General features: G+C 70.7%; 16 protein-coding genes. 11 read left to right on the forward strand and 5 right to left on the reverse strand.

The features are described 5' to 3' along the window. Positions 1 to 3: 3 nt before the first annotated feature. Complete coding sequence (locus K8612_RS37065; RefSeq protein ID WP_223765687.1) at positions 4 to 498, reverse strand: GAF domain-containing protein; 495 nt, start codon at positions 496 to 498, stop codon at positions 4 to 6. 75 nt (positions 499 to 573) lie between these two features. On the opposite strand from K8612_RS37065, the gene K8612_RS37070 reads away from it, so the two are divergent. Next, entirely contained in the window at positions 574 to 1,305 is a 732-nt protein-coding gene (locus K8612_RS37070) for an NAD-dependent deacylase (RefSeq protein WP_223765688.1), read from the forward strand. A gap of 9 nt (positions 1,306 to 1,314) precedes the next feature. Here the strand turns inward: K8612_RS37070 and K8612_RS37075 are convergent, their stop codons facing one another. Beyond that, positions 1,315 to 2,796 (reverse strand): hypothetical protein, encoded by a 1,482-nt coding sequence (locus K8612_RS37075; RefSeq protein WP_223765689.1) that lies wholly within the window; start codon positions 2,794 to 2,796, stop codon positions 1,315 to 1,317. Positions 2,797 to 2,940: 144 nt separating this feature from the next. Here K8612_RS37075 and K8612_RS37080 point away from each other — a divergent pair, with 144 nt between their 5' ends. Then, positions 2,941 to 5,961: a poly(A) polymerase gene (locus tag K8612_RS37080; protein WP_223765690.1), complete on the forward strand. Its 3,021-nt coding sequence runs from the start codon at positions 2,941 to 2,943 to the stop codon at positions 5,959 to 5,961. 56 nt (positions 5,962 to 6,017) lie between these two features. Here K8612_RS37080 and K8612_RS37085 read toward each other — a convergent pair whose 3' ends face one another. Further along, on the reverse strand, positions 6,018 to 7,199 hold the full coding sequence (locus tag K8612_RS37085) for a DUF6068 family protein (RefSeq protein ID WP_223765691.1): 1,182 nt from the start codon (positions 7,197 to 7,199) through the stop codon (positions 6,018 to 6,020). Between the two features lie 375 nt (positions 7,200 to 7,574). On the opposite strand from K8612_RS37085, the gene K8612_RS37090 reads away from it, so the two are divergent. Together K8612_RS37090 and K8612_RS37095 are read left to right on the forward strand one after the other, a co-directional pair. After that, positions 7,575 to 8,348, forward strand: a complete 774-nt coding sequence (locus tag K8612_RS37090) for a zinc-dependent metalloprotease (protein ID WP_223743480.1) — start codon at positions 7,575 to 7,577, stop codon at positions 8,346 to 8,348. Between the two features lie 3 nt (positions 8,349 to 8,351). Then, a complete protein-coding gene (locus tag K8612_RS37095; RefSeq protein ID WP_223743481.1) occupies positions 8,352 to 9,152 on the forward strand; it encodes a serine protease in 801 nt (266 codons plus the stop codon). Positions 9,153 to 9,206: 54 nt separating this feature from the next. Here the strand turns inward: K8612_RS37095 and K8612_RS37100 are convergent, their stop codons facing one another. Next, positions 9,207 to 9,857, reverse strand: coding sequence for a TetR/AcrR family transcriptional regulator (locus K8612_RS37100; protein ID WP_223743482.1), 651 nt, complete (start codon positions 9,855 to 9,857; stop codon positions 9,207 to 9,209). Between the two features lie 96 nt (positions 9,858 to 9,953). Here K8612_RS37100 and K8612_RS37105 point away from each other — a divergent pair, with 96 nt between their 5' ends. From K8612_RS37105 to K8612_RS37135, 7 genes are read left to right on the forward strand one after another with little or no spacing between them, the layout of a single operon-like run. Continuing rightward, positions 9,954 to 11,648 (forward strand): acyclic terpene utilization AtuA family protein, encoded by a 1,695-nt coding sequence (locus K8612_RS37105; protein WP_223765692.1) that lies wholly within the window; start codon positions 9,954 to 9,956, stop codon positions 11,646 to 11,648. A gap of 36 nt (positions 11,649 to 11,684) precedes the next feature. Next, entirely contained in the window at positions 11,685 to 12,851 is a 1,167-nt protein-coding gene (locus tag K8612_RS37110; protein ID WP_223765693.1) for an acyl-CoA dehydrogenase family protein, read from the forward strand. Between the two features lie 11 nt (positions 12,852 to 12,862). Then, positions 12,863 to 13,741, forward strand: a complete 879-nt coding sequence (locus tag K8612_RS37115; protein ID WP_223765694.1) for an SDR family oxidoreductase — start codon at positions 12,863 to 12,865, stop codon at positions 13,739 to 13,741. A 1-nt stretch (position 13,742) separates the two neighbouring features. After that, positions 13,743 to 15,359, forward strand: coding sequence for an acyl-CoA carboxylase subunit beta (locus tag K8612_RS37120; RefSeq protein ID WP_223765695.1), 1,617 nt, complete (start codon positions 13,743 to 13,745; stop codon positions 15,357 to 15,359). 11 nt (positions 15,360 to 15,370) lie between these two features. Then, entirely contained in the window at positions 15,371 to 17,389 is a 2,019-nt protein-coding gene (locus K8612_RS37125; protein WP_223765696.1) for an acetyl-CoA carboxylase biotin carboxylase subunit, read from the forward strand. Continuing rightward, the gene (locus K8612_RS37130) at positions 17,386 to 18,159 is read left to right on the forward strand and encodes an enoyl-CoA hydratase family protein (RefSeq protein ID WP_223765697.1); all 774 of its coding nucleotides are present in this window, start codon (positions 17,386 to 17,388) and stop codon (positions 18,157 to 18,159) included. Before K8612_RS37125 ends, K8612_RS37130 begins: the two co-directional genes overlap by 4 nt. Before the next feature lie 52 nt (positions 18,160 to 18,211). Beyond that, positions 18,212 to 19,825 (forward strand): AMP-binding protein, encoded by a 1,614-nt coding sequence (locus K8612_RS37135; protein ID WP_223765698.1) that lies wholly within the window; start codon positions 18,212 to 18,214, stop codon positions 19,823 to 19,825. Between the two features lie 6 nt (positions 19,826 to 19,831). Here the strand turns inward: K8612_RS37135 and K8612_RS37140 are convergent, their stop codons facing one another. Beyond that, positions 19,832 to 21,259 carry a hypothetical protein gene (locus K8612_RS37140; protein WP_223765699.1) on the reverse strand — a complete coding sequence of 476 codons (1,428 nt, stop codon included), beginning with the start codon at positions 21,257 to 21,259 and terminating at the stop codon, positions 19,832 to 19,834. Positions 21,260 to 21,307: the final 48 nt, after the last annotated feature.

Raw genomic sequence — 21,307 nt, forward strand, 5'->3', positions numbered from 1 at the left:
CGCTCAGGCCGTGCGGTGCTGGAACCAGGACATCAGGTCCTCCAGCGCCGCGCGGTCCACGTCGTCGAAGGTGTTCTTGTGCTCGGAGTCGATGTCGAGCACCGCGATGAGCTCGCGGTCGCGCCCGTACACCGGCACCACGATTTCAGACGCGGAGCGCCCGTCGCAGGTGATGTGGCCCGGGAACGCGTGCACGTCCGGCACCACCACCGTCTCGCCCTTGGCCGCGGAGGTGCCGCACACGCCCTTGCCGAAGGTGATCTCCAGGCACCCGAGCGTCCCCTGGTAGGGGCCCACGCGCAGCAGCTTCCCGGGCGTCACCACCCGGTAGAAGCCGGTCCACAGGTGGCCGAATGCGTGGTGCAGCAGGCAGCTCATCGTCGCCATCGCGCAGATGTCGTCATCCACGCCTTCGAGGATGGCGAGCGCGTGCGTCTTCAGCTCGGCGTATGCCTCGGTCTTGGGCTGACCGCGCAGATCCAGGGTGACTTCGGCCATGATGGGGTCCTCTGTCAGGAATTCAGTCCCGCCCCTTCTAACAACCCTCGTGCCGGCTGGCACTCGGGAGGTCGTGTGGAACCGCTCGTCCTGGATTCGAAAACCCGCCTGCTCGTGCTCACCGGCGCCGGAGTCTCCGCGGAGAGCGGGGTGCCCACCTTCCGGGGCATGAACGGGCTGTGGGAGAACCACCCCGTGGAGGCGGTGGCGTCCCCGCAGGGCTTCGAGGCGGACCCCGCGCTCGTCTGGCGCTTCTATTCGCAGCGGCGGACGGGAGCGGCGGACGTGAGGCCCAACCCGGGCCACGACGCGCTGGTGCGCTGGGAGCAGCACCTGGGGGACCGCTTCCTCCTGGCCACGCAGAACGTGGACGGCCTGCACACGAAGGCGGGCAGCCAGCGCGTGGTGGACATGCACGGCAACCTCTTCCGCACGAAGTGCGCGGACTGCCAGCGCGCGCCCTTCGCCGACACCACCGTGCACCCGTCGGGCACGGTGCCGAAGTGCGACGCTTGCGGAGGCCGGCTGCGGCCGGACATCGTCTGGTTCGGGGAGATGCTGGACCCCAACGACCTGGCGCGCATTGGCGAGTTCATCACGCGCAAGGACGGCACGCGGCTGGTGTTCCTGGCCGCGGGCACGTCCGGAGCGGTGTGGCCCGCGGCGGGCATCGTGGACGAGGTGCGCTCCGTGCGCGGGGACACGTGGCTCGTGAACTACGAGTCCGCCGCGAACACGGAGCGTTTCCACCACTTCGTCCAGGGGATGAGCGGGCAGGTGCTGCCCACCCTGGCGAAGCTCGTCTGAGGGCCGGGCCTACGGTCCCCGGAGGACCGTGAGCCCCTTGTCGGTGAGGACGAGCAGCATGCTCGGCGTCACGGTGGGCTCGTAGACGAGCTGCTTCACCTGCTGGCCGGACACCTCACGCACCTGGGCCAGCGTGGTGCCGTCCGCTTCCAGCCGCCAGAGGCCGGCGCCGTCCGTGCCGATGTAGAGCGCCCCGTCGTCGGTCGCCTTGAGCGAGAGGATGCGGCTGGACGGCAGCCCCGCGAGCTTCGACCAGTTCCCCGTGGAGCGGTTCTTCGGCGTCAGCGCCCAGACGCCGTAGCGCTCGCTGCCCAGGTAGTAGCGGCCCGAGCGGACCTGCTCGAAGGCACGCCAGTAGTCGTCGGTGGCCTGGCCGTTGAGCGCGTCGTTGTAGCTCTTGAACGACCAGGGCGTGGGGCCCTCCCAGGTGAACTCGCGGTCCCACTCCTCCAGCTTGGGGCTGGGCACGAGCACGCCGACCATCTGCTCGTTGGCGACGAGGACGTCTCCGTTCTGCCCGATGCCCAGGCCGTGCATGTACGGGCACTGCAGCGAGCCCCACTCCGAGCCGTCCTCGTAGAGGTACCAGCCCGGGTGGCGGTGGCTGTTGTAGGTGAGCCCCTGGATGCGCGTCACGCCGTGGTTGGTGGTGATGTAGAGGTCGCCGCGGTCGCGGCCGCGCGTCACGCGGGCGCAGTTGAGGACGGTGCGGTCCTCCTCGTAGTGGAAGTCATTGGTGTTGTGGATGCCCGCCTGGCGGCCCGCGTTCGACGCGCCGGTGGTGCGCCAGAGGTGCTCCTCGAGTTTGACGCTGCCGTCCGGCTGGAGGCGGACCGCGTCCAGGTCTCCCTTCCGGTACTCGGCGAAGCGCTCGGGGGAGTAGCCCGCCTCTCCCCGCCAGGGGATGTACGTGCGCTGCTCGATGCCCTCCGCGCGCTTCATCTCGTTGGCGGAGTAGCCCACGTACGCGCGTCCGGCCTCACCGCCGCAGATGACCGTGGAGCCGGTCGCGAGCGCGTCCGGGCCGAACGGCTCGGCCGCCTGCCCGACGTTGGTGCTCCACGTGGGCTGGGTGTCGCCCGGGCGCAGCACGCCGATGCGGCGGCCGTCGAGGAGCCAGAGGTTGAGTCCTTCATCGAGCCCGACGCTCTGGGGTTTGTCGACGCCGAACACGCGCGTGTAGTCGAGCACCGCGTCCGTGGGCCAGGGCCCTGCGTCGGGCGTCTGACCCGTGCCGGCATCGGAGTCCGGTGGCGTCCCCGCGTCCGGGGTGTCGCCGGCATCGGGTGTCCCGCCATCTTCACCCGGAGGGGGCGTGCCGGCGTCCGGAATGGAACCCGGAGGGGGAAGCGAGGGAACTTCGTTTCCATCGGACGGATCCGTGATGGGCCCGTCCTGCTGATCGACTGTCGGAGACTGGTCGCTGCAACCCGCCGACAACAAAGAGATGACCACCAACCCCGTCCCCACCACGCCTGCGCGAATACCCATTCCGTGTCTTCCTCCATGAGGGCTTCATGGCAAGACACGGGCCAGCGGGTTTCGCGTCAGGCTCGTTCAATCCCTTGCGTCAACGCGGCGCGTGCGCGGCCCATCCTGGCGTGCCTTCCCGTTCCCTTCGCCACGAGCCCCGCCATGTCCCAGGAACGCTTCACGACCAGCCGCGAGGTGTATCACCGGATCCGGTGGGACTCGCGGCATGACGCCCGCGAGTTCGTCGTCGGCTACGACGCGCACCGTGGCGCGCTGGAGGAGATGCCCTTCGAGGCGTTCATCCCCGACGGCGAGATTCCGTGGCACCGCGTCTGGTACTTCAAGCGCGGACCCCAGGTGGTGTGGGACCGCAAGGCGCGCATCGACCTGCTGAGCAACACCCGGCCCTCGGAGGAGCCCGCGCCAGCTCCGCCTGTCGCGGTGCCGGGCTTCACCCCCTTGCCCGCGTGGCGGTATGACGCGGGCTTGGGCTCGTGGACCCAGGCCTCCCTGGAGCCGGAGCGCCCGCTTCCCGCCGCGACGGCGCTCACCGTCGCCACCTTCAACGTCCTCTTCGACCTGTACGACGCGCACTTGCTGGCGACGGAGCGGAGGACGCCCGCGGCCCTCGCGCTGCTCCGTGAAACCCACGCGGACGTCATCGCTCTTCAGGAAGTCACCCCGTCGTTTCTCAAGGCCCTGCTCGCGGAGCCCTGGGTGCGTGAGCAGTGCTGGCTCTCGGATGGCCCCAGCTCACGGACGGTGACGCCCTATGGGCAGGTGCTCCTGTCGCGTGTGCCGCTCGCCTCTGTGTGGCAGCGCGTCTTCTCCCGCGACAAGCGCATCATCACAGCCGAGCTGCACCTCCCGGGCGGCACGCTGTGGGTGGCCACTCCGCACCTGACGAGCGACCGGGACGCGTCCGGCGCCTCCGCGCGCGCCGTGCAGGTCGAGGCCCTCCTCGAATGGGCTCGCGTGCTTGGTTCCGAGCGCGATGCCGAGGCGCCGGACCTGGTGCTGGCCGGTGACTTCAACTTCGGCGACGGTGCGCCGGAAGCCGAGTCCTTCGCGCGCGCCGGCTTCGTGGATGCGTGGCCCACGCTGAGACCTTCGGAAGCAGGGGAGACGTTCAACCCCCGGTTGAACAGCCTGGCGGCGGTCACCACCGTCTCGGGCGCGCTCCGGCGGTTGGACCGGGTGCTGGTGGCGTCTCCTTCAGGCCGGCTCGCTCCCGAGGCCGTGGAGCTCTTCGGCGAAGCGCCCCTGTCGGGACCGCCCGGGCCCACCGGACAGGCCCTCTTCGCTTCGGATCACTTCGGCCTGCGCTGCGTCCTGCGCCGTGAGGCCGTCGCGTCTCGCGAGGCGCCCTCCGCGCGCGCCTCCACGGCGCTGGTCCACCACACGGCCCTGGTGCTCATCCCTCCGGATGACGTCTGGGGGCCCATCCAGGCACTTCGCAAGAAACACGACGCGAAGTTCCAGCGGTGGATGCCTCACATCACGCTGCTGTATCCGTTCGTTCCGGAGGAGGACTTCGAGACGGCGGAGGCCATCCTCGTGGATGCCCTCCAGGGCGTTGAACCCTTCGACGTGACGCTCTCCGCGTTCGGCCACTTCGAGCACCGCGCCAACGCGACAGCGTGGCTCCGCCCCGATGATCAGCCCTCCGGCGCGCTGTCGGCCCTGCACGCGAAGCTCGTGGCGGCCCTTCCGGAGTGTGCCTCGTCCGCGCACGGCGGCCTCACGCCCCACCTCTCCGTGGGACAGCTCCCGCTCTCCGCGGACATCGCCCGCACGCTCGCCGAGTGGCAGCGCGCATGGCGGCCCCTGAAGTTCCACGTGGGCGAGCTCTGTCTCATCCGGAGGAAGGGGGACACGCCCTTCGAAGTCATCCGGCGCATCCCCCTGGCACAGGCTCCCCGGGCGACCCCGGAGCACGAGGATGCTCCGCTTCGCGAGGCTCTGGCCTCCATCGGCGCCATCGCGTCACACGAAGGACACGCAGCCAGGACCGCGGCGGTGGAGCAACTGCGCCAGCATTGCGAACGGATCGGCACCACGCTGCACCCGTATGGCTCCTATCTCCTGGGCACGGATGGTGCGGGCAGTGACGTGGACGCGGTCGCCATCGGACCGGCGAACCTGTCCCGCGATGACTTCGCGCGAGCGCTCCTCCAGGAGTTGGCACCGGGCACGGCCCGCTATGTGGCGGACGCCGCCATCCCGCTGGTGAAGCTGTCCCTCGGAGGCGTGAGCTTCGACCTGGCCTATGCGAGCCGCCCGGAGGGCGTGCCTCCGGAGGAACCGCTGACGCTGCTCGCGCGGCACGGCGAGCGGCTCGACCCCGCGGGCCTCCGCGCCGTGTTGGGGCTGGCGGACACGTTGGGCCTGATGGACGCCGTCACCCGTGACGCCGAACGGGCCGCGAGGTTCCGGACCCTGCTGCACGCGGTGAAGGCCTGGGCCCGGGCCCGGGGCATCTACTCGCACGCGCTGGGATACCTGGGTGGGCTGTCGTGGACGCTGCTCGCGGCCTGGGCCTGCACGCGAGCACCCTCGGACGCCCTGCGGTCCGAGGCGTCACTGCTCGTGCACTTCTTCGGCACCTTCGCCTCGTGGCCGTGGCCCCAGCCCGTGACGCTCACGGCCGAGACCGCGCGCTATCGGCCTGAAGGCAAGCGCGACCTCCTGCCCGTCATTGCCCCCGCGCTCCCGGCTCGCAACACCGCGCGCAACGTGTCGCGCTCCACGTTCCGCATCATCCGCGAGGAGCTCCTCCGTGCCCGCGAGCTCGTGGCCAGGGCCCGTGCTTCACGCACGCCCGGCGCGTGGGCGGAGCTCTTCCAGCCCCTGACCGCCAACGAGGTTCCAACGCTCTCGCTGCGCCTGTCCGCCGATGCTCCCACCGCCGAGGCGCGCGAGGTCGTCGAGGGGTGGATCCTCGGTCACGTCACGGCGCTGGTGTACCGGCTGGAAGGGGACCGGCGGCTCTCCGTGCGTCCGCTCCAACCTCCACGGGCGGGAGGTGCGCTGCTCATCGGCCTGGAGGTGCGCGAGGCGCGGGACATGGCCGCGTTGTCATGGCGGCCCTCGGGTCCCCTGTTCGCGGCCGTGGAGGCGTTCCGCGCGTCCTTCCAGGAGTGGACGCACCGCCCTCCTGGCGCGGTGCTCCAGATCGACTGAGCGCGTGGCGATGACCACGCACGGGACGACGCACCCGTTTCGTGAAGCCTCGCGCGTTACTTCGCTCCCGCGAGCCACGAGCCCCAGCGCACGAGCCGCGTGCCGCCCTCGGGCTCGCGCTTGCCTCCCGTCACCACGCGCTCGGTGCTGTTGGCGAGCGGCTGGAAGCGCGCTTCATACGGCAGGCCCGCGAGCCCCGGCGCCCACGGGTCGGCCGCGTAGGTATCGGAGAAGACGCGCTGGGTGCCTTCGACGTCCTCGTTGCTCTGGGTGATGAGGGCCGGCACGTCGCGGCCCTCCGCGCTGAACGTGCCCCGGGTGCCGTTGGCCGCCGCGGCGGGCGGCCAGTCCTCCGTGAACACCACCTCCGAGGGCAGCCCCATCAGCAGCTCCTCCAGGGGCTCCGGCTCGGCCTGGGAGAAGTCGGAGCAGGGGGCCGCGTTGGCGTCGACGGGGCCCTCGGCGCGCAGGAGGTAGCCGCGCTCGGCGGTGAAGCACACGCGCTGCACGCCGGGCGAGGGGCCGACGTCCACGAAGCGCTCGTAGTACGCCCCCGGGCCCAGCGGCCGCTCCAGCGCGGGCACCGGAGCGCTGGCCTCGGCCGAGCCCTCCCGGACCTCTCGCAGCTTCAGTTGGTATCCGCCCGGCACGCGGAAGCCGGCGGACTCCGTGCTCGCTTCAATCAGGCCACGGGCGAGGTACAGCGGGCCCGGCGCGTTGGCGTACACGCGCGTGCGCAGGGGGCCGTCGAAGGAGCGCTGATCGCTGACGTAGCGCATGGCCTCCCAGGTGCGGCCCGCGCTGGACGCGACCTCGGCGGTGGCCGTGCCTCCGTGCGGCACGTCGAGCGGGCGCGACGTGTCCGCGCGCACGGGGATGATCAGATCCCGCGCCAGCCGCGCCTGTGACAGCGGCTTGCCGCTTTCATCACTGTAGGCCGCGCGCACCCAGACCCAGGGTTGCTGCACGGCCACCACCTCCAGCGTCAGTTGTCCCTGGAGCGTGCGCGCGGTGCCGCCACCGCGAGGCTCGGGGCCCCGCGTCGCGTTGAAGGAGTAGGTGACGCGGTCTCCCACCCGGGCCCGCGCCCAGGCTTCGGAGGCCTTCACGGACGCCGCGTCCTGGGAGCGCGTGTCGGAAGCAGACGGGCCGCTCGACTTCGTGCTCTCGCAGCCGGGGAGGAACGACAGGGCCGCACCCAACAGCGCGGCAAGGGGAAGGGAAGGGCGCATGGACATGGGGACGGGAAATACCGAGAGTGGATTCAATTCGCAGTTATCGCGCGCTCTCCGTGTATTTCCAGGATTGTGGGAGTAAATCCGACCCTGGGGAGGGTGACTGATGAGAAGACACCCCTGTCCGAAAATCAGTGGGTCGCGGGGTGCCGGGTAAAAACCACGTCACAACAGGCACTTGCGGCACAAACCGTTACGTTTTGTTACGCTTACATTCTTGGAAGCTGGAGTGCTGGTGCTCCAAGCAAATCAACAAAACCCGGTTATTCCCTCTGGAGCGCGGCTGGCCCGGCAGTTGCTCAGTGGCTGGGCAAGCTGTCCGCGGCTGACGGGAAGGTCAGGCGGCGGCGGATCTCCCCCGAACCAGAGGAACGACGAATGTTCAAGAAGGCGGCAGTCCTCGTGGCGAGCTGTGGTGCGTTGCTGTCTGGCTGCGGTAACGACGTCGAGGCCGAGAACCAGGAGATCGTCTCGAACCTGATCGAGGCCGGCTTCCCTGCGGACGACATCATGGTCGCTGACGGCCAGGTGTACGTGGGCCGTGACGCGCACGTGAGCCTGGAGGCCTCGCGCGAGATGCTCCAGCCGGCGACGAAGGACACCCAGGAGCAGTACCGCACGACGAACCTCGTCAGCTCCACCAAGACGAAGATCTGCATCAACCCCACGTCGACGTTCAACAGCTACAGCCGCCTGAGCCAGGGTCTGGATCTGGCGATCCAGAACTACAACCAGCGCGGTCTGAGCTTCACGATGGCGCGTGGCCCCACCACGGGCTGCAGCGCGAACATCACCGCGACGGTCATGTCCGGCGCCGGCGGCTCCGCGGGCTTCCCGTCGGGCGGCAACCCCTACGGCACCATCAACATCGGCACCGGCCTGCAGAGCTACAGCGTGGACGTGAACGAGCACGTCATCACGCACGAGCTCGGCCACTGCATCGGCTTCCGTCACTCGGACTACTACAACCGCTCCATCAGCTGCGGCGGCTCCGCCACCAACGAGGGCACCGCGGGCGTGGGCGCCATCCTCATCAGCGGCACGCCGAGCACCGCGACGGTGGGCGGCTCCATCATGAACTCCTGCTTCCGCTCGACGGAGTCCGGTGAGTTCACCAGCACGGACATCACCGCGCTGAACGCCCTCTACTAAGCGATGGCGTCGCGACCCCTTGAGTCCTTCATGAGTCCGAGGGGTCGCATCCTCGCGGGCACCTTCATCCTCCTGGGCCTTGTGGCCTGTGGAAAGGAGGAGGTGCCCGCTGTTTCCCATCCGTTGGTGTGTGAAAGCCCCGCGGCGTCGCGGGTGCGCCCGCCTCCGGAGGTTCGCGGCCAGACGCAGTGTGGCCCGACCGAGGACTTCACCCCCATCAACAGCTACCAGGGCGAGTTCGCGGACGTCGCGCAGACGGCCGAGGACGCGGTCGTCCTGATTGACGGGCGCTGCACCGGAACACTGATTGAAGCGAGCGCGGGTCCCGTGGTGGTGACGGCGGGGCACTGTGTCGCGCTCGGTGACCGGCCGCTGCTCGTCTTCAACTTCGAGGCAGAGTCGGACGGGGACCCGCTCATCACCGAGGGCACCGTCATCGAGCAATCGCTCGAGCCCGACTACGCCCTCATCCAACTGGACGTGCTCCCCCAGGTCACGCCGGTCCTGCTGTCGGCCGTGCCTGGCGAGCGGCTGGCCATCATCCAGCACCCCCGGGGCAAGCCCAAGTCCATCGCCGTGGGCGACTACCTGGATGCCTGCGACTCGCTGATCTACTACGTGGACCTGGACACCCTGGTCGGGAGCTCCGGCGCGGGCGTGCTCAACCGCCAGGGCCACCTGGTCGGCGTCCACACCGACGGCGATTGCGACACGACCGGCCGCGGCGCCAACCGGGGTTGGACGACGGAAGCGATTGTCGCGGCGTCGCCGTACCTGGTGGACGCCGACATCGTCGCGCGCTGAAGCCAGACCGAGGAGAGAGTTCACCAGCACGGACGTCACCGCGCTGACGTACCTCTACCGCTGCTGAGGGCTCGAGTCCGGCGGCGTCGCGCGCTTGGGCGTGAGCTGCGCTTCGAGCGTCCGCGCCCAGTGGGCCAGCACCTTGCGGCGCCGGGCCGTGTCGTCGTGGAGGAAGTTCGCCAGCGCCAGGCCGCGGAGCAGGTCCAGCGTCGCGCGCACGGCGTCGCGCACGTCGCGGTCGCGCTCATCGAGCCCCAGCAGCTCGACGGTGAGCCGGTGCACCTCGCGGCCGACCTGCGTCTCCAGTGGCAGCAGGAGCGCCTTCAGTTCCTCGTCCGCCACGGCCGCCACCCACAGGTGGGTCGCGGCGGTGAAGAGCGGGCCGGCGTAGACGTCATGGAGCAGGTTCAACAGCGGCTCGACGCGCCGCCGGCTCTCCGGCAGGCCCTTCGCGCGCCGCACCAGCTCCTCGACCTGCTGGCGGAAGACGTGCTCGACGGCGGCCGCGACCAGGGCCGCGCGGGTGGGGAAGTGGTGCTGGCAGGCGCCGCGTGACACCCCCGCGCGCTCCGCGATGGCGCCCATGGTCGCCCCCGCCCAGCCCCTCTCCACCAGCACCTCGATGGCGGCCGTCATCAGCTTCTGCCGCGTCACCCGGCTGCGCTCCTGCTCCTGCCGTGTCGTTCCGCTCGCCGTGCCGCTCATGCGAGCACACTGTTGCGGCGGGAAGAAAAAAGCAATCGTGATTGCTTTATTTGGACATGGGGGACAGACTCGCGGCTCCCTGGCTCAGGAGGTGCGATGGACGCGCGTTCGCTGCGTATCGGCAATGCATCCGGCTTCTACGGCGACCGCTTCTCCGCGTTCCGGGAGATGCTGGAGGGCGGTCCCCTGGACGTCCTCACCGGCGACTACCTGGCGGAGCTGACGCTGCTCATCCTCGGCCGGGATCGGATGAAGAACCCGGCGGGCGGGTACGCGAAGACGTTCCTGCGCCAGTTGGAGGAGACGCTCGGCATCGCGGTGGAGCGCAAGGTGCGCATCGTCGCGAACGCCGGGGGCCTCAACCCCGCGGGGCTCGCGCACGACCTGCGCGCGCTCGCCACGAAGCTGGGGCTGACCGTCCACATCGCGCACGTCGAAGGCGATGACCTGGTGGGGCGCGCGGATGAGCTGGGCTTCGACCAGCCTCTCACGGCGAACGCGTACCTGGGCGGCTGGGGCATCGCCGCGTGCCTGGACGCGGGCGCGGACATCGTCGTCACCGGGCGCGTGACGGACGCCTCGCTCGTGGTCGGCCCCGCGGCGGCCCACTTCGGCTGGAAGCGCGACGACTGGGACCGCCTCGCGGGCGCCATGGTCGCGGGCCACGTCCTGGAGTGCGGCGCGCAGGCGACCGGCGGCAACTTCGCGCGCTTCGGTGAAATCGACGTGCGCCGGCCCGGCTTCCCGCTCGCGGAGATCTTCGCGGACGGCTCCAGCATCATCACCAAGCATCCGCACACCGGCGGCGCCGTCACCGTCGACACCGTGAAGGCCCAGCTCGTCTATGAGATTGGCGGGGCCCGCTACGCCGGCCCGGACGCGACGGCGCGCTTCGACACCATCGTGGTGGAGGCCGACGGCACGGACCGGGTGCGCCTGTCGGGCGTGCGCGGCGAGCCGCCTCCTCCGGACGTGAAGGTGTGCCTCAACCGCCTGGGCGGCTTCCGCAACGAGGCCTCGTTCATGCTGGTCGGCCTGGACATCGAGGAGAAGGCCGCGCTCGTGCGGGCGCAGCTCGACGCGACGCTCAAGCCCCGGCCCGCGGAGGTCCTCTACACGCTCGCGCGCACCGACCACGCCGACGCTCCGAGCGAGGAGCAGGCGTCGGCGACGCTGCGGGTCGCCGTGAAGGACTCCGACCCGAAGGTCGCGGGCCGGTCCTTCAGCGGCGCCGTGGTGGAGCTGGCCCTGTCCAGCTACCCCGGCTTCTTCCTGCCCGCGCTGCCCGGCGACGCTTCGCCCTTCGGCGTCTACACCCCGGGCTATGTGGATGCGCGCAAGGTGCCGCACGTCGCGGTGCTCCCGGATGGCCGGCAGATCGACGTGCATCCCACGGAGCAGACGCGGCGGCTCGAAGCGGTCCCCGTGCCGCCGCTGCCCGCGATGCTGCTGGCGGGCCCCACCCGGCGCGTGCCGCTCGGGCAGGTGGCCCTGGCCCGCAGCGGAGACAAGGGCGGGGACGCGAACATCGGCGTCTGGGTCCGCACTGACGAGGCATGGCGCTGGCTGGTGCACACGCTCACGGAGGAGCGGCTGCGCGCGCTGCTGCCGGAGGCGCGCGAGCTCAAGGTCCAGCGGCACGTGCTCCCGAACCTGCGCGCCCTGAACTTCGTCATCGAGGGCCTGCTGGGCGAGGGCGTCTCGTCGTCCACCCGCTTCGATCAACAGGCCAAGGCGCTTGGCGAGTGGCTGCGCTCGCGCCACGTCGACGTCCCTGAATCGCTTCTGTAGCGCCTTCGCACGCGCCCGAGTCCACCGAGGAAGCCCATGCAGCAGACCCAGGAACACCGCGCCATCCGCCAGACCGTCCGCAAGTTCGTGGAGCAGGAGCTGAACCCGCACATCGACGCCTGGGAGGCCGCGGAGATCTTCCCGGCCCGGGAGGTCTTCCAGAAGCTGGGCGGGCTCGGGCTGCTGGGCATCACCAAGCCCACCGAGTTCGGCGGGCTGGGGCTGGACGCGTCGTTCTCCGTCGCCTTCGCGGAGGAGCTGGGCCACTGCACCTGCGGCGCGCTGCCCATGGCCATCGGCGTCGTGACGGACATGGCCACGCCCGCGCTGGCGCGCTTCGGCAGCGACGAGCTGCGGCGGGAGTTCCTGGCGCCCACGCTCACGGGCGAGCGCGTCTGCTCCATCGCGGTGAGCGAGCCGGGCGCCGGCTCCGACGTGGCGAGCGTGACGACCACCGCGCGCCGCGACGGCGACGACTACGTCATCGACGGCAGCAAGATGTGGATCACCAACGGCATGCAGGCGGACTGGGTCTGCCTGCTCGCGAACACGGGGGACGGGCCCGCGCACGCGAACAAGTCGCTCATCCTCGTGCCCATGGACCGCCCCGGCATCACGCGCTCGAAGATCCGCAAGCTCGGCATGTGGGCGTCCGACACGGCGCAGCTCTTCTTCGACGGCGTGCGCGTCCCGGCGCGCTTCCGCATCGGCGACGAGGGGCGCGGCTTCGCGATGCAGATGCAGCAGTTCCAGGAGGAGCGGCTGTTCGTGTCGGCGAGCACGCTGGTCACCTTCGACCGGCTCATCGCGCAGACGGCGGAGTACACGCGGCAGCGCAAGGCCTTTGGCCAGTCCATCCTCGACAATCAGAGCGTGCACTTCCGGCTCGCGGAGCTGCAGACGGAGGTGGAGGCGCTCCGGGCGCTCATCTACCGGACGGTGGGCCTGTACATCGAGAACAAGGACGACCCGGAGGTCGTGAAGCTCGCCTCGATGTGCAAGCTCAAGTCGGGCCGGCTGGCCCGCGAGCTCGTTGACGGCTGCCTCCAGTACTGGGGCGGCATGGGCTTCACCTGGGACAACCCCGTCGCCCGCGCCTACCGGGACCTGCGCCTGGGGTCCATTGGCGGCGGCGCCGACGAGGTGATGCTCGGAATCATCAGCAAGGCCATGGGAACGCTGCCCCGCAAGGCGCGCGGCTGAGGAGCAACACGATGGGATACCGTTCAGTCTTCGCCCCGAACTCCTTCGCGGGCCGCACCATCATCGTCACCGGCGCCGGCAGCGGCATTGGCCGGTGCACCGCGCACGAGCTCGCGTCGCTCGGCGCGCACATCGTCCTCGTGGGCCGCAAGCCGGAGAAGCTGGCGAAGGTGGCCGGGGAGCTTGCCGCCGAGGGCTACGCGTCCACGCAGCACGCCGTGGACATCCGGGACGAGGCCGCGGTGCGCGACATGGTCGCCGCCGTCGTCCAGGCGCACGGCCGCATCCACGGGCTCGTGAACAACGCGGGCGGGCAGTTCCCGTCGCCGCTGTCGCAGATCTCCAAGAAGGGCTTCGAGGCGGTCGTCTCCACGAACCTCACCGGCGGCTTCCTGGTCGCGCGCGAGGTGTTCACCCAGTCCATGAGCGAGCACGGCGGCGCCATCGTGAACATGCTCGCGGACGCCTGGAACGGCATGCCGGGCATGGGGCACTCGGGCGCGGCGCGCGCCGGCATGTTCAACCTGACGCAGACGGCCGCCGTCGAGTGGGCGGCCTCCGGGGTCCGCGTCAACGCCGTCGCGCCCGGGTGGGTCGCCTCCAGCGGCCTGGACACCTACGAGGACCCCTTCGTGCGGGAGATGATCCCCTTCCTGCGCAAGCAGGTGCCCCTGCACCGGCTGGCCACCGAGGCGGAGGTGAGCGGCGCCATCGTGTTCCTGCTCTCCGACGTGGCGGCGTTCATCACCGGCGAGGTCATCCGCATCGACGGCGGCGCGTCCTGCAACACCAAGGCCTTCCCGCTGTCGGAGCACTCCAACTCGAAGCCCTACGACGGGTTCCACCTGGCCAAGGGGCCCGCCATCCTCGACGGCCCGAAGGAGAAGTGACGTGCCCACGCTCGTCTCCCAGGTCGAACCCGCCTCCGCCACCTTCACCACGCAGCGCCAGGAGATGCTCGCGCGCGTCGCGGAGCTGCGCGCCATCGAGCAGAAGTCGCGCGACACCGAGCAACTGGCCCGGGACAAGTTCAAGCAGCGCGGGCAGTTGCTGCCGCGGGAGCGGCTGGCGTTGCTGCTCGACCGGGGCTCGCCCTTCCTGGAGCTCTCCACGCTCTGTGGCTACAAGCACCACGACGACACCGACGGCTCGCTGGCGGGCGGGAACACCCTCATCGGCATCGGCTTCGTGTCCGGTGTGCGCTGCCTGGTGTTCGTGAGCAACTCCGCCGTGAAGGGCGGCACCGCGACGCCCTGGGGCGTCCAGAAGGCGCTGCGCGCGCAGGAGATCGCCCTCCAGAACCGGCTGCCCGTGGTGTCGCTCGTGGAGAGCGGCGGGGCGAACCTGCTCTATCAGCAGGAGATCTTCATCCCGGGCGGGGAGACCTTCTACAACCAGGCGAAGCTGTCCGCGGCCGGCATCCCCCAGGTCACCGTCGTCCACGGCTCCAGCACGGCGGGCGGCGCGTACATCCCGGGCCTGTCCGACCACGTCGTCATGGTGCGCGGCAAAGCGAAGGTGTTCCTCGCCGGCCCGCCGCTGTTGCTCGCGGCCACGGGCGAGGTCGCCACGGACGAGGACCTGGGCGGCGCGGAGATGCACACCACCGTGGCCGGCACCTCGGACCACCTCGCCGAGGACGACGCCGACGGCATCCGCATCGCGCGGGAGATCGTCGCGTCGCTCGGGTGGAATGACGCCCTGCCGGCGTCCGCGCGTCCCGCCTTCGAGCCGCCGCGCTACCCGGTGGAGGAGCTGTGCGGCGTCGTGCCCATGGACCACCGCAAGCCCTATGACTGCCGGGAGGTGATTGCGCGTATCGTGGACGGCTCGGACTTCTCGCCGTTCAAGGACGACTACGACGCGCTCACCGTGTGCGGCTGGGCGCGCATCGAGGGCCGGGCGGTGGGGCTCATCGGCAACAACGGGCCCATCACCGCGAAGGGCGCGACGAAGGCGGGGCAGTTCATCCAGCTCTGCTGCCAGGCGCGCACGCCCATCGTCTACCTGCAGAACACCACGGGCTACATGGTGGGCACGCAGTCGGAGCAGGGCGGCATCGTGAAGCACGGCGCGAAGATGCTCCAGGCGGTGGCCAACGCGACCGTGCCGCAGATGACCCTCCTGCTGGGCGGTGCGTTCGGCGCGGGCAACTACGGCATGTGCGGCCGTGCGTTCCACCCGCGCTTCATCTTCGCCTGGCCCAACGCTCGCACGGCGGTGATGGGCGGTGAGCAGGCGGCGAAGGTGCTCACCATCGTCGCCACGGAGAAGGCCCGGCGCGCGGGGCTGCCGCCCGACCAGGAGTTCCTGGACGGCATGGCGAAGCCGCTCATCGAGCAGTTCGACCGCGAGTCGGATGCCTTCCAGTGCAGCGCGCGGCTGTTCGACGACGGCGTCATCGACCCCCGGGACACGCGGCGGGTGCTCGGGTTCATCCTGGCCACGTGCGACGAGGCTTCGCGCCGCACGCTGTCGCCCAACTCCTTTGGCGTCGCCCGGCTGTAGCGAGGGGAATCATGAAACGCATCCACAAGGTGCTGGTGGCGAACCGGGGTGAGATCGCCGTGCGCGTGCTGCGCACGTGCCGCCGGCTGGGCCTGCGCACGGTCGCGGTCTTCTCCGACGCGGACCGGGACGCCCCGCACGTGCGGCTCGCGGACGAGGCCATTCACCTGGGGCCGCCGCCCGCTCGGGAGTCCTACCTGTCCATCGAGCGGGTGCTCGCCGCGGCGAAGGCGTCCGGCGCGGACGCCATCCATCCGGGCTACGGCTTCCTGTCGGAGAACGAGGACTTCGCGCGCGCGTGCGCGGACGCGGGCTTCGTGTTCGTGGGGCCTCCGGCGGAGGCCATCGAGCTGATGGGGAACAAGCGGCAGGCGAAGCTGCGCATGCAGGCCGCGGACGTGCCCTGCATCCCCGGCTACGAGGCGGCGCGCCCGGGTGAGTCCCTGGAGGACGAGGCCCTGGTCCGCGAGGGCCAGCGCGTCGGGTTCCCCCTCATGGTGAAGGCGGCGGCGGGCGGTGGCGGGCGCGGCATGCGGCTCGTCCGCGAGCCGGGCGCGCTGCTCGACGCCATCCGCTCGGCGCGCTCGGAGGCGACGAACGCCTTTGGCAGCGGCGAGCTCATCCTGGAGCGGGCCATCGAAGGCGCGCGTCACGTGGAGGTGCAGGTCTTCGCGGACGAACATGGGAACGCCGTGCACCTGGGCGAGCGCGACTGCTCCGTGCAGCGCCGGCACCAGAAGGTGATTGAAGAGAGCCCGTCACCGGCCGTGACGCCCGAGCTGCGCGAGCGCATGGGGGCCGTGGCGGTGCAGGCCATCCGCGCCATCGGGTATCGCGGCGCGGGCACCATCGAGTTCCTCCTGGCGCCCAACGGCGACTTCTTCTTCATGGAGATGAACACGCGGCTTCAGGTGGAGCACCCGGTGACGGAGCTCATCACCGGGCTCGACCTGGTCGAGTGGCAGCTTCGCGTCGCGGACGGCGAGCGGCTCCCGCTGACGCAGCCGGAGATTGCCTGGCGCGGGCACGCCATCGAGGCGCGCCTGTGCGCGGAGGACCCGGCCAGGGGCTTCCTCCCGCAGACGGGCCGGCTCCTCGCGTGGGAGCCTCCGGCGGGGGAGGGCATCCGCGTGGACCATGGCGTGCGGGAGGGGCAGGACATCACGCCCTTCTATGACTCCATGCAGGCGAAGCTCATCGCGTACGGGCCGGACCGCGAGACGGCGCGCGAGCGGCTGGCCGCGGCGCTGCGCGAGCTGACGGTGTTCGGCGTCACGACGAACAGCGTGTTCATCCAGCACGTCCTCGGGCACGAGGCGTTCCGCTCCGGCCGGTACGACACGGGCTTCGTCGGCGCGCACACGCCGCCGGAGACGCTGCAAGCGCTGGGGAAGGCGTCCCCGGAGGACCAGGCCATCCTGGCCGCTTTGCTCTTCCACGACGACGCGCAGGCGCTGGCCCGGAAGGGCGGCTTCGACGCGACGCTCACGGGCTGGAGCAGCTCCTACGCCCTGGCGGTGCCGGTCAGCCTGCATGACGGTGCCTCGGAGTTCCGCGCTTCGGTGCGTCCGGTCGCGCCGGAGGCCTATGAAGTCCACGTGGGCGACACCCGGGTCCCGCTGTCCTTGCGCGCCCTCTCCGCCGAACGCGCCGAGGTGGAGGTGGAGGTGGCGGGGCGCCGCCGCGCGGTCCGCTACCGCCGGGCGGGTGGCATGCTGTGGTGCACGCTCGACGGCGTCACGCGCCAGCTTCGCGACGTGTCCTTCCGGCTGCCCTCCGAACGCGAGCGCGCCAGCGACGGCCGCCTGCGCGCGCCCATGGATGGCCGCATCATCCGGGTGAGCACCGAGGCCGGCGCGACCGTGAAGAAGGGCGACGTGCTGGTGGTGCTCGAAGCGATGAAGATGGAGTCGTCCCTCATCGCGCCCACGGATGGCGTGGTCACGGCGGTGAACGTCACGGTCGGGGCGCAGGTGCCCGCGCGGCACGTCGTCGCGGTCGTCTCCCCCGCAGCGAAGGAGGCAGCATGAGTGAAGCACCGCTCGTCCGGTACGAAGTCTCTCGTGGCGTCGCGACCCTGACGCTCGACTCGCCGCGCAACCGCAACGCGCTGTCGCGGGCGCTCGTCACGCAGTTGATGGAGCGGCTGAACGCCGTGGGCTCCGACCCGGGCGTGCGCGCGGTCGTGCTCGCGGCCACGGGGCCGGCGTTCTGCGCGGGGGCGGACCTGTCGGAGATGGCGGACGGAGGCGCCGCGAAGGCGCCGGCCGTGCTGCTCGACGTGCTGCGCACGATCGTGACGCTGCCCCAGCCTGTCGTGGCGAAGGTCGCCGGGCAGGTGAGGGCGGGCGGCATCGGCATCGTGGGCGCGTGCGACGTGGCGGTCGTCGCGGAGTCCGTGAAGTTCGCCTTCACGGAGGCGCGCATCGGCGTGACGCCCGCGGTCATCTCCCTCACCACGCTGCCGCACCTGACCAGCCGGGCGGCGAGCCGCTACTTCCTCACCGGTGAGGCCTTCGACGCGACCGAGGCCGCGCGCATCGGGCTCATCACCTCCGCGGTGCCGGACGCGTCGCTGGAGGGCGCCGTCGAGCAGGTCCTGGAGACGTTCCGGGTGTCGTCTCCGCAGGGCCTGCGTGAGACGAAGCAACTGGTGTCCGCCGGGCTGCGCGCGCGCATCGACTCCGGGGGCGCCGAGATGGTCGCGCTCTCCGGCCGGCTGTTCGCTTCCGAGGAGGCCCAGGAGGGGATGCTCGCCTTCCTGGAGCGCCGGCCTCCCGCGTGGGCCGCGCCGAAATAGGCTGCGGGGGTAGCTGGTTCGACCCGACGCCCGAACGGGCGGAATGGAGCACATGATGACCGCGATCCAGGCACCCCGGTCCCCGCGCATCAGCCGCGTCTCGCTGGGAGACATCGTCCACCGGTCGGCGTTGCGCTGGCCGGAGCGGACGGCGCTCGTCGATGGGGACCTCGAGTTCTCCTACGCGGAGCTCGACCGGCGCTCGAACGCGTTCGCGCATTACCTGCTCGCGCAGGGGCTGCCCCAGGGCGCGCGCATCGCGATGCTCTGCGGCAACTCGGCGCAGATGCTTACCGCGTTCGTGGGCATCTACAAGTCGGGGTTCGTCTGGGTGCCCATCAACACCGGCCTCTCCGTGGAGGCGGTCCGGTACATCCTCGAACACGCCGAGGCGACGCACGCCGTCGTCGACGCCGAGCTCCTCGCGAAGCCCGGCCTGCGGGCGATGCTCGACGCGCTGGGCACCCGCGTCATCGTCTGCGTGCCGGAGGGACAGGCGGCGCCGGGCGGGGACACGGTCGCCTTCCTGGACACGCTCAAGGGGCAGCACGGCACGCTGCCGGACGTGGACATCCAGAGCGGCCAGTTGGCGCAGATCATGTACACCAGCGGCACCACCGGCCAGCAGAAGGGCGTCATGCACTCGCATGCGTCGGTGCAGGCGGCGCTGAGCGGGAACCTGTTCGAGCTGGGCATGCGCCCGTCGGACTCCACCATCTGCGTGCTCCCGATGTTCCACTGCGCGCAGCACGCCATCGTGATGACGTTCCTGCTGGCCGGGGCGACCATCGTCGTGCGGCGGGCGTTCGACCCGGGCGCGATGCTCGCGACCGTCGAGCAGCGCGGCATCACGTTCCTGATGGGCCTGCCGGTGATGTACGGCGCGATGCTGGCGCACCCGGCGCGGCCGGCCACGAAGCTGTCCAGTCTGCGCCTGTGCCTCTACGTGATGGCGCCCATGGCGCGCACGATGCTCGTGGAGCTCATCGAGCACTTCTGCCCGGGCGGCTTCGCGCTCGCGTCAGGGCAGACGGAGATGTACCCGGCGACGACGATGTTCAAGCCGGAGCAGCAGCTCAAGCGGTTCGGCTCGTACTGGGGCGACTCGGTGGTGACGAACGAGACGGCCATCATGGACGACGAGGGCCGGCTGCTCGGACGCGGCGAGGTGGGGGAGATCGTCCACCGCGGACCGAACGTGATGCTCGGCTACTACAAGGACCCGGAGGCCACCGCGAAGGCGAGCGCCTTCGGCTGGCACCACACCGGCGACCTGGGCATGTTCGACGCGGACGGCCAGCTCCTCTTCGTGGACCGCAAGAAGGACATGATCAAGACGGGCGGAGAGAACGTCCCGTCCATCAAGGTCGAGGAGGTCCTCCTGCGTCACCCGGCCGTGCTCCAGGTCGCGGTGGTGGGCCTGCCGCACGCGCGCTGGACGGAGGCGGTGACAGGCTTCGTCGTGCTCAAGCCCGGCGCCTCCGCGACGGAGGCGGAGATCAACGCCCACTGCCGCCAGCACCTGGGTGGGTTCGAGGTGCCCAAGGCCATCGTCCTGCTCCAGGCCATGCCGCAGACCAGCACCGGCAAGGCCCAGAAGTTCGTGCTCCGGCAGCAGTTCGCCACGCATTACGACGAGGGCCGTGGCGACCGCGAGATCGCCTGAGTCCGCCTACCGTCCGCCCAGGAGGCCGAAGGGCTTCCACTCCAGGATCTTCAGGTCGAACCCCGCCTGTCGTTTCCCGGCGATCCAATCCTCGAGGGCGCTCAGCGCGGAGGCCTCGTCATCGAAGCGCTGGCGCTCGCCGTCGCGGGTGACCAGCGTGGTGCCGTCCACGATGGCTGACGTGTACTCCGTCTTGGGACCTCCGTAGTTCGCGAGCTCGCGCTCGAGCGGACCCCGGCCGGGGACCCCGGACGTGACGCGCAGGAAGTCTCCCTCGTAGCGGGCCTCCAGCCGCCTCACCTCCCGTGCGGCGGCGTCGGGCGTCTCGAAGGCGAAGCGGAACGTGCGCATCGACCCGTTGTTGTAGCCCGCGTGCAACTGCACGACGGCGCCGAAGCGTTCAATCTCCAGGAACAGGTCGCCCCGCTTGCGCCAGAACGTGACGCGCTCGGAGGCCCGCTGCTTCACGTCGAGCTCCGGGGGCGGCTCCTTCCCGAGGAACTGCTCCCCGTCGAAGATCTGCAGCGGCAGGCTCCCCGGGCGCATCAGCCACACCTCGCCTGTCTTGCGCTGCGCGTAGACGACGTCCTTCGCGCGCGCGTTCTCCGACGCCCGGGCCGCGATGCCTTCGATGTCCAGGCCCTGGAGCTCCTCGGCCGTGGGCGCATCCGGCTCGCGGACCCGCGGGGGCTGGAGCGTGTCGGTGAAGACGGGCTGGCCCTTCTGGATGCGCTCGAACAGGGCGTCGTGGTGCAGCTCACCCAGGTCGACGTCCCACAGCTCCGGGAGGAGGAAGGTGGACGCGAGCGAGGCGGCCTTGTCGCCGGAGCGGCCGTTCTTCAGATGGTGCTCGGCGTGGACCTCGCCGTAGCAGGCGACGTCGTGATCATTCTCGTCGAGGAAGCGCGTGGTGAGGTCGCCGGCCACGACGAGGCTGTCGTCGTTGTAGATGCCCTGGATGACGTCCCGGACCACGAGGTCGCCGAGCACCAGGAAGTTCCCCGACGTCTGGAGTCCCCACGCCGAGCAACGGCCCACGACCACGACCGTCGAGTCCGGCCCGCAGTCCTCCAGCACGCCCGCCACCTCCAGGTCCCCGAGGACGACGAGGGGCGCGGTGACCCGCAGCGAGCCGGCGGCCCTCGCGTTGCCCGTGATGACCCGGGCCTCGGAGACGGTCCCTTCGAGCACCGCGTCCTCGGGCGCCAGCAGCTCACGCATGACCAGGGCCGCGAAGCCGATGGGCGACAGGGGGCCGGGACACAGCGCCTTCGCGACCTGCGCTGGCGACCGCTGCGCGCTCTTGCGGAAGACACCGGCGAGGTCCGGGACCGAAGGCTCACCGTGATGGGAGAGCGCTTCGAGGACGGCGCCTTCGAGCCGGGCGCGCACGGCCACCGCGCGCGGGACGAATTCATTCTGGGACAGGATCATGGGCGCGCATGCTACCCACGCGCCGCGCCGGAGGAAGCGCGAGGAGTT

Source organism: Corallococcus sp. AS-1-6, assembly GCF_020037015.1.
Lineage (GTDB): Bacteria > Myxococcota > Myxococcia > Myxococcales > Myxococcaceae > Corallococcus.